This is a genomic window from Flavobacterium sp. GQ95 (assembly GCF_059758655.1).
Map to the genome: position 1 here is coordinate 1 of NZ_JCAXEB010000033.1, position 10,359 is coordinate 10,359.

Genomic DNA, 10,359 nt, shown 5'->3' on the forward strand with positions numbered 1-10,359 from the left:
TATTTGCAGTTTTTGCCGCTTTCATTGTTTTGGTACCACCACTCAAATTGTAACTTGCATAATCATCAGCATTATATCTGTAGTATCCTCCAAGTGTTACCGGTGTATTGTGTGTCCAGAAATATAATGTTCCCTGCAAAATACCCTTATTATTAAGATCGGTAAGAAATTTATCAGCATCAATGGCAGACGGATAAGGATTTCCAATTAAATAGTATTTCCCTGAACTATAGGTTTCACTCGTAACTGTTCCGTTGTTAGGTATACCTTTAAAAGTAGCCGTATAGGGAGCTCTTACTGTATTTGATGTTCCTTCGGGACCACGGATGATATATCCTTTACCAACAGTCATCACAGTCGTTTTAGGAGTTGCTACCCAACCAGTACCATCAAATCTAAAATATTTGTCACTTTCAGTCAGGGGTGAAACAGCTGCCAAAGTCTGTCCTTTAACAGGCGTTGACCAATATACATAATCTGCCTGACGGATTGGAAGAGTAGTACGCACATACTCAATATTTCCTGTATTGATGTTTGGGTCTGTGTTCGTTTGTAATAAACTGGCAGTATCCTCAAAAGTTAATGAACCCGAATCTATATTAACAAAATTGGTAATGGTCATTGTTTTGCCCTTTTTTATAGTAATTTTTGCATTGTTGGTTACCGTGCAGGAGCATCCATTAACATCTTTATTTACATTGTAATCTGCAGCAAATACTAATACGTCATTCAAAGTAGGATCTGCGTTTCCGCCTGACCATGATGTACCATCCCAGGTGTTACCTGAGATATCTATCTCATCTGAATATATTGTGCCGCATGGGTTATCTGTCGCAAATTTGTATTTTCCAGGGGCTAATCCTGAGATTGTCATAGTTGTTCCTGTGATCGTATAAGTTGCAGTTGTTGAATTTTTTGCTAAATAACGCACAATTCCGATAGGAGGTAAGCCACTTAAATTGACACTTCCTGTTGGTACGGTACAAGTTGGCAATACTTTTGAAACTACTACGGGAGCAACTGGTGTAGGATTTACATAAGTTGTGGAAGTGGCTGGTGTGGCAGCTGAACAGTTATAAGGAGTTCCATTGCTGTAGTTTACCGTCACAGTTTTGTTTCCTGATTTTAACCATTTTATAGTTACTGTACTACTTGTGTTTGATAAACTTCCACCGGCGATATTATAATCTGTACCTAAAGCTCCTGTTACTGTCCAGACATAATTTGTTTGATTGGGCTGCGTTGTGTATATAACATTTGTTTCAATACAGGAATCTGTTCCGGCTTGGGAAGTAAATGTAACTGTTGGGGCGGGATCAACATAAATTCGCGTTTCTACTGCAGCATCAGTAACCGGACAAAGACTATTATCATCTTTTTTACCTTGAGCAACAGCTCTATAGTTTCTGGAAGCTGATAATACTGGCGGTTGGTATTGAATTATACCGCTTGTATTAGCAATTGGTACCCAAGTAGCATTATTGTCGTCGCTATATTCCCATCTTTGAATTTTTTCCGGATAAGAATAAGGAGCGCCATTATTAGGATTGCTGGCATTAACTAACTTTAATAACGGACTTGGGCTACCTAAACAAATATGTTGACCACCCGTAGTGAATCCACGATCTGCCATATATACCGATACCTGAATCTCATTAGAAGTTGCCGGAATTCCTGTCAAACATGGGCCAGCGTTAGATGAGGTCATTACAACTTTTACTTTGTCTCCATCTACTAAATCAAAAAATAATATTGTATTTCCTGTTTGATTTGCTATTGGAGTATTTCCTTTGTACCATTGATATTGCGGTGCAGAGCCACCATTTATTGCAGTCGCATTGAATCTTACTCCAGTTCCCTGACAAAATTTTGCTGGTTGATCAGAGGTAATAGTTACGCTCGCAGTTAAAATAGGGTTTACTTTAATTGTTCCTGTGGCATTTATTGATCCACATCCGCCGATTAATTGAATAGTGTATGGAAAAGAACCGGTTACGGTTGGTGTACCACTAATAGTTATTGTATTTGCATTCCAATTCGCAACAACTCCTGCAGGTAATCCAGTTATAGTTCCAATACCTGTTGCTCCGGTTGTTGTGTGTGTTATATTAACTCCTGCACCAAGACATATATTCGGATTTGATGATGCAGTAACTGTATTTGTTCTGACGGTTATTGTTCCTGTGGCATATGCATTAGTTGAACTGCATCCGGTTAAACGAATACTATAATTAAATGGGCTTCCAACTGCAGATGTCGGTGTTCCGCTAATAGTTATTACATTCGATGACCAGGTGGCTGAAACTCCCGGTGGTAAACCATTTGCTCCCGATACACCATTATTCTCAATCCCGGTAGCTACTGTTGTATTATGAGTAACTGGTGTAATTGCACTGTTTATGCAAACATTGGGACTAGATGATGCAGCACTAACAGTATAGGGTGCGGTCGAACCAATTGTTATTTTAAAAATATTTGAATATGCTGCTGCAGTACAAGGTGAATTTTGCACAACTGCCCTGTATGAAGTAGTTTGCGTTAAATTTTCAATGTTCATCCCGTTATTTGTATTGTTTATTGAAACAATATTACTAACAAAATTATCTGTTGAGGATTCCCATCGGATAGGCAATCCAATATATCCTGAAAGCTGTAAACGGGTTATGTAAGTATCACCGGCACAACCAGTAGATTTATCCGCTGTAATAGTTCCCCCATTGCTTAACTGGGAAACAAAAACATTTAAACCTGATGCTCCACTTGGATTGCAGCCATTTTTAGTCGCGACTTCAACTCTTCCAAAATTACCCGCTGTTAAACTGAAAGAAACAGTGGCAGAAAGACCGTCTGCAGCTGGTGTTATAGTAGCCCCTGTTCCTGTATAGGCCCATATATAAGTTACATTTGGTATGGAATTAACTGTATAAGTAGCAGTAGTTCCCTGACACACCGATGAAGATCCTGATGGTGTGTTTGGAGCTGTTGGTTGTGTATTTGTAGCATATAGTATTCTTGTAGCCGTTTGAATAGGACAATTTGCTGTAGCTGGAATTGTATACGTAATTGTTGCTGTGCCATTTGCCCCTGCAGGAGTAGTTATTGCCCCAGTGGAAGAATTGATTGCGGCTATAGCACTATTGCTTGTAGACCATGTTCCTCCGGAAACAGTAGATGTAAAAGTTGTCGATGCAGGATTATAAGTACATAAATATTGATTTCCTGATAATGTTCCTGCTGAAGTAGGGCAGTTGTAGGTTATAATTACTCTACCAGCACCACCAGCACCACCAGATGTGGCATTATCATATTCTGAAGTTCGACCTCCTCCTCCTCCTCCTCCTGGTTGAGAACCGGGCTTACCATTTGAGGTTGCACCTTGTGTGCCTAAACCGGCACCACCTGTATTTGTAGAGTTTGCACCATTACCACCAGCTCCAGAACTTATTCCTAAACCGTAATCTCCATGAACTCCAGCTGAGCCAGCGGTAATTGTTCCGTATGAGTCCGGATTGCTTGCACTTCCACCTGCACCGCCCAATGGGGTATCTTGAGTAGTATTGCTTTTGACTAATCCTGCTTTTCCGCCTGCGGCTTTAATTGTGGTTTCAAAACCTGTTATTGTTGAAAAACCTCCATCGTTTCCATTGCTACCAGTTGTAGTTGCCGCTGTAATACCAGCGACCTTTACAGGTAGAGTTGATCCAGGGATAACTGTAAGTACGGCAGTAGCATATGCTCCTCCTCCTCCTCCAGAACCTCCTTTTGCACTGAAGTAAGAGGCAGTTGTTGAACCACCTCCTGATCCACCTGCACCCCAAGCCTGCACGGTTACGGATGAAACTCCGGCAGGAACGATAAAATTCCCATCCGCATTAAATGTTATCGTTACTTGTCCAAAGGAAAAAAATGAAATTGTAAAAAATAAAAAAGGTAAAAGTAATTTTCGAACCATATTAAATCGTGGCATTTAATTTAAAAAAGATGTTTTTTTATTTTGTTTTGTTTAACGATCGTATGCTATAGAATACTTAAAAAAGTAACAATTGAAAGAAGCCATCTAGTCATGTTAAATGGTTTCAATCAGGATGTTATGTTGGCATAGGATTTAACTTCGCAAATATATACACATCTACGAGTTTGATATAATGATGGTTTCGTAATAGTCAATTAATCGATGAAGTGTTTGGAATAATCGTTGAAGTGCATATCAAAAAGTATGATTCTGTGGAATTTCTTATAAATTACTAAATTTAAATATAAGAAAAATAGTAGTATATTAAGTAAAACAGCTTGGTTTTTACAATTTTAGACTAAAAAAAGCGAGGTAGAGTGAATAATTCGCAAGAAAACGATATTTGTATAGGAAAGTATTTTCTGATGAATTTAGATTTTTAAGTAAAATTTTCAGTAAGAGTTTATGATACAAAAAGAAGTTATTTTTCTTCTATCTCTTTTACTTTATCATAAACAAAATTACTTTCATAACCACGACGCAGGAGATAGTCGCAGAACTTTTTTCTTTTTTTTAGAAGATTTTTTTCGTGAATACTGTTCCAGCATCTTTCAGAAAGATTTTCGAAAGTAGATTCGTACTCTTCTGGTGAAATTTCTTTCAGCGCGAGTGAAATATTTGTAGAAGAAATTTGTCTGGCTTTGAGTTCGTTCGTAATCCTGATTTTGCCCCACTGTTTTATCCGATGTTTGCCTCTTGCGAAGCTGCAGGCAAATCGGGTTTCATTTAGAAAATTATTCTCAATTAGCTGAACCACAATAGAATCGATTTCATCAGGAGTCATTTTGAGGCTGTATAATTTTGAAACGACCTCGGCATGACAACGCTCCTGATACGCACAAAAGTGTTCTAATTTCAGTAAGGCTTCTTTTATTGTAAAAATTGGATTCATGTGTTTTTTCCTGCTTTTTAACTATTATTGCTAAAAATAGTCATTTTGTTGTTAAAATTTTACTAATATTTTTCGTTTTTCTCAGAAAAAAAATTGCTAAAATGTTGTGTGTGTGGAGAATTATAATATTTTTGCACGAGAAAATTAAGAATTATATGTTGTTTGAAAACAAGATTTTAGCTCAAAAATTTTCCATATAAAAAGTCAAATTTAAAGTATTGTATTAAAAGTACTTTGCTTTTTTATTTCTTTTTAACGCCCAACCCCAAATCTAAATACCACGCTTATATGATTAAAAAATTACTTTTATTCGTTCGTTCTTTATTTTTAAATTATTCTACAAAAAGGTCTTTTACTCCTGGTTTAAGATTGCTTTTTATGGGGATATTACTTTTGTCAAGTTTTACTTATGGACAGACAACTTGGACCGGAGCGCTAAGTACAAATTGGAATATTACCGGAAATTGGTCTAACGGAGTTCCAAATGCAACTGTTGCTGTTATAATTCCTAATAGTATTACAAATAAACCTACGATATCTGTAGCTGGTGCTGCCTGCGCAAGTTTAACGATGAACAATACTGGAACTAATAATAATGTTTTAACTATAACCTCGCCTGGAACATTGCAGGTTTCTGGTGCTATAAACATGACTGCTCCAACTGCAGGAACAAGAAATACTACTATTGATGTTTCTACTGGAACATTGACCGCGGCTTCAATAACAATGATCGATTCTGGTTCTGCATCAGATAGTAGAGATTGTGAATTGTTAATTTCAACAGGCTCAGTTACAATCTCAGGAAATATCTCTATGAATGCAGATGTGGACCGAGGTGATATTACTTTTTCAGGAGCAGGGACTTTATATGCAGGAGGTACAATTACCGGAGGTACATTAAATGCGGCAACCGGGACGGTAAATTACAATAATGGTGGTGGACAAACAGTGGGAGTTTATTCCTATTATAATTTAATACTTTCAAATAGCGGAACTAAAGTATTTGCTGTGACTTCCATTACTAATGATTTGAGAATTAGTGGTACTGCTTCTGCTACAACTGCTGCTAATTTGGTTATAGGAAGAAATTTAACAGTTGATTCAGGAACTAATTTTACAACAGGTTCTAATTTTACCCTTTCAGTTGCTGGAACAACATCAATTTCAGGGACTTTAACATTAGCAAATACTGGTACAAAAACTTTTACTGGAAGTGCAACGATCAATTCTGGCGGTACTTGGAATGAAACAGGAATTGCTGCAATAAATTTTTTGAGTAATTTACAGAATGATGGAGCATATACAGCTACAGTAAACACGGGAGCCCATACTTTTAGCGGATCTTCAAAAACCATAAGTGGCTCATCAACATTATCAATTCCTAATGCTGCTTTCACTGGTTCTTATACTAATAATATAGGAAGTCTAACGATTTCAACAGGTCTTTCAGGAGCAGGTACATTAACGAATGCTTCAGGGTCAACTCTTAATATTGGAGGAACTTCATCTATTACAAATCTTAACGCAACCACAGCTGGAAATATAGTAAATTACAGTGGAACAACCCAGAGTATAAAAGCAACATCTTATGCAAATCTTATCTTATCAAATCCAGGAACTAAAACATTCCCAGCTTCAATAGTTGCTATTTCTGGTAATTTGAATATTAATTCAGGTGTAGTTGCTAATTTAAGTACTGTAACACATACTGCAGGAACACTTACATTAGGTGGAGCAACGACACCTGGAGGATCTTGGGGAAGTACTGCTTCAGCTGCTAATAATAAAAATAATACTTTTTTTGCTGCAACAACAGGACTAATAAATGTAAGCTCAGCATCTTGTACTACGCCAGTAATTTTTGCTATGACAGGAGCAAACGATCAGGCTTATTGTAGCACTGAGTCGGGCACAACAATTGGATTATCAGGTTCAGAATCTGGGGTTAACTATCAATTATATAGAGGAACCGTTGCCGTAGGATCACCGGTTGCAGGTACAGGTTTGCCTATCAGTTTTGGCGCATTTAATACTACAGGAAAATATACCGTTACGGCAAGCAAAGTCTCAACTTTGTGTACCGCAACAATGTCAGGCGGACCAATTACAATTTATAAATACAGTTCACCGCCAACAATAACAGGAACAGTAGTGAATGTTGCATGTCCTACGGATGCAACCGGAACCATTTCGATTACAAATGCTTCAAATCCGGCTTCTTTGGCCTTTGTGAGAGCTAGTACGGATGCAGCTACTCAGGGAGTAAATCTTAATCAGACAATTTTATCCAACAGAGCTAAATTTACAGTTGAGGGCTGGATTAAATTTGATAATTTAAATTATGTTACCAGAATGTCAATTTTTGGGCAAAATGATGTTATTGAAGTTGCCTTTGAAGCGGATAATTTAAGATGTTATACTGCTGGTGGAGGTGTAGTGGATATGCCTAAGTCTGAAATTACTGCGGGTCTTTGGTACCATATTGCAGTTACAGGAGATGGTTCAAATTTAAGACTTTATCTCAATGGAGTACTAAAAAATACAACGGCAGCAACAACAACGAACTATGGTTCAAGCACCGATTCGGCAAAAATAGGGTATGCAGTAATGGATGCTGCAGGAAATGGTTTAACAGGTGAAATTTTTAAAGTAGGTTTTTGGAGTGATGCCCTTTCAGCAGCAGATGTTGCTAAATTGGCAGCAGGATTTGTAGATTATGATGCTTCATTTAGTACCTTGATAGCAGGTTTTAGCTTTAATGATGGGCCTTCAGCTACAACACTTACAGGAGTAGGGAGTTCAGCGCCTGTTGGAACTTTCGTTAACCTCACCGCTACTGCATGGACAGATCCTTATGTTTATTCCTGGACTTCTGTTCCGGTAGGATATACATCTACAGGTAAAAATCTAACTGGTTTGTTGCCCAGAACATATAATGTTACAACATCTCTAAGAAATTGTACCAGTTCAGCATCATTTACAGTTAATGCTACAAATACGGTTCCATCAATTACAACTCAACCAAGCCCAACAAGCACATGTGTATCAAATAATGCTTCATTTACTATTGTTGGCTCAGGCACAGGTGTAAATTATCAATGGGAAGTGAGCACAAATGGAGGAGCTTTTACAACTTTAACCAATACTGGCGTTTATAGTAATGTGACTACCGCAACGATGAATATTACAGGCGCTACTTCTGGTATGAATAATAATCAGTATCGCTGTATTGTTGGTGGAACATGTACGCCATCAGTTACATCAAATCCGGTTGTGCTTACGGTAAATACACCATCCGTTGCACCGACAAGTATAAGCGGAACAACAACGATCTGTAACGGAAGTTCGACAACATTAACAGCTGTCGGCGGAACTTTAGGAACAGGAGCAACTTACCAATGGGGAACAGGATCTGCGGTTGGAACAAATCCAATTTCAGGAGCCACATCAAGTTCATATCTGACTGCTAATCTTAGTAGTGATGTTACCTATTGGGTTAGAATAGTGAACACCACTTCACCATGTACTGCTACAACAGGAGGTGTTTTACAATTGGTTACAGTTAATACCCCATCGGTTGCACCGACGAGTATAAGTGGAACAACAACGATTTGTAATGGAAGTTCGACAACATTAACAGCTGTCGGCGGAACCTTAGGAACAGGAGCAACTTACCAATGGGGAACAGGATCTGTAGTTGGAACAAATCCAATTTCAGGAGCCACATCAAGTTCATACCTGACTCCTAATCTTAGTAGTGATGCTACTTATTGGGTTGAAATAGTAAACACTGCTTCACCATGTACTGCTACAACGGGAGGTGTTTCTCAATTGGTTACAGTTAACCAGAGATCAGCCGACCCAATATCTGCGTCAGCAAGTGTAACAACTATATGTAATGGAGGAAGTACAATTTTGACGCTTAACGGCGGCGGTGGCGGAACAGGTGAAACTATAAAATGGTATACAGCTTCTTGCAGTGGTACTTTAGCTGGTAGTGGTAATAATCTTTCTGTTAGCCCAATAACCACGACAACTTATTATGGACGTTACGAAAACGGAGCTCCATGTAATTATAATTCAGCTTGTTCTTCGGTAACAATAACTGTAAATGCTTTGCCAACGGCTACAGCTGGAGGGAGTCAAGCGATTTGTTCAAATGCAACGGCCACGGTAAGCGGGGCAACATCATCAAACGGAACAATATTATGGACCGAAAATGGCGCAGGAAGTATTACATCTGGAGCAACTACGTTGACACCGACTTATACACCTGCCGCAGGAGATGCTGGAAATACAGTTACACTTACGATGACGGTTTCCAATAGTCCATGTACAAATGCTACGGCAACTTATAGTGTAATAGTAAATGCCTTACCAACAACCCCAACAGCCTCTGTAACAGTACAACCAACCTGTTCAGTAAATACAGGAACTATAGTAGTAACAGCACCAACTGGGGCAGGTATTACCTATAGTATTGACGGTACCAATTATTATGCATCAGGAACATTTAACAATGTTGCGGTAGGATCTCATACAGTAAGTGTAAAAAATAGCTCTGATTGTGTAACCACAATGGCATTACCTTTGTCCGTTTCACCACCAGTTACTAAAACATGGCTAGGAGGACAAGGTACAGGAGCTCAACTGACAAACTGGAGTTATGGTCCAAACTGGAGTCCTGCGGGAGTTCCAACTTCTGCAGACTGTGTGATTATACCAACTACATCTAATAATCCAATTGTTTCAGGTACTAATCTCGAATTTTATGCCAATACTCTTTCTGTAATAGCTAATGGCTCTTTAGTAGTGCAAAGTGGTAACACTTTAAAAGTTACTGACGCAATAACAGTAGCGCCAACGGGTACACTAACCTTTCAGGATAGCTCTACTTTGTTACAGGAAAGTACAGATAATACAATCAATACAGGAAATATTGAGTATGTGCGTACTACTCTTCCAATCCGTCAGGCAGATTATGTATATTGGTCAACGCCTGTTAAAGGACAGACTTTGGCAGCTGTTTCACCTCTAACGGAAAGTGACAAATATTTTAGATTTGATGGTACTGGTTGGGTAGCAACTCCTAAAACGACTGTGATGACTGTTGGTAAAGGGTATATCATCCGTGGTCCCGAAGGAACATCAAATACAGTAAGAGCTCCCTATACGGCTACTTTTAAAGGTATACCTAACAACGGAACCGTTACGAGCGAAACCTATAGTTCAGGGAAATACTATTTAATTGGAAATCCTTATCCGTCTGCCATTGATGCTGATGAATTTCTTACTGATCTTAATAATAAGGGTATTTTGCAGGGAACATTATATTTCTGGACACACAATACACCGGTAACACTTGGAGGATACTACAGATATAATGCTGATGATTATGCAAGTTATAATTTGAGTGGTGGTACCAAAACAATGAAAGCGGCAAAAACTGCAAATG

Annotated in this window: 3 protein-coding genes; 1 reads left to right on the forward strand and 2 read right to left on the reverse strand. The window is 38.4% G+C overall.

Translation table 11 applies throughout. From position 1 onward, the window contains the following. Positions 1-3,967 (reverse strand): beta strand repeat-containing protein (locus tag AC6CH4_RS25725; RefSeq protein ID WP_498108160.1); only part of this gene is annotated, 3,967 nt, incomplete at its 3' end. Positions 3,968-4,433: 466 nt separating this feature from the next. After that, complete coding sequence (locus AC6CH4_RS25730) at positions 4,434-4,904, reverse strand: regulatory protein RecX (RefSeq protein ID WP_498108162.1); 471 nt, start codon at positions 4,902-4,904, stop codon at positions 4,434-4,436. A 288-nt stretch (positions 4,905-5,192) separates the two neighbouring features. Here AC6CH4_RS25730 and AC6CH4_RS25735 point away from each other — a divergent pair. Next, on the forward strand, positions 5,193-10,359 hold a 5,167-nt coding region (locus tag AC6CH4_RS25735), incomplete at its 3' end, for a beta strand repeat-containing protein (RefSeq protein ID WP_498108164.1).

Bases quoted from the DNA above. Each gene is read 5' to 3' on its own strand.
- AC6CH4_RS25730 (WP_498108162.1), bottom strand. From the start codon at position 4,904: ATGAATCCAATTTTTACAATAAAAGAAGCCTTACTGAAATTAGAACAC.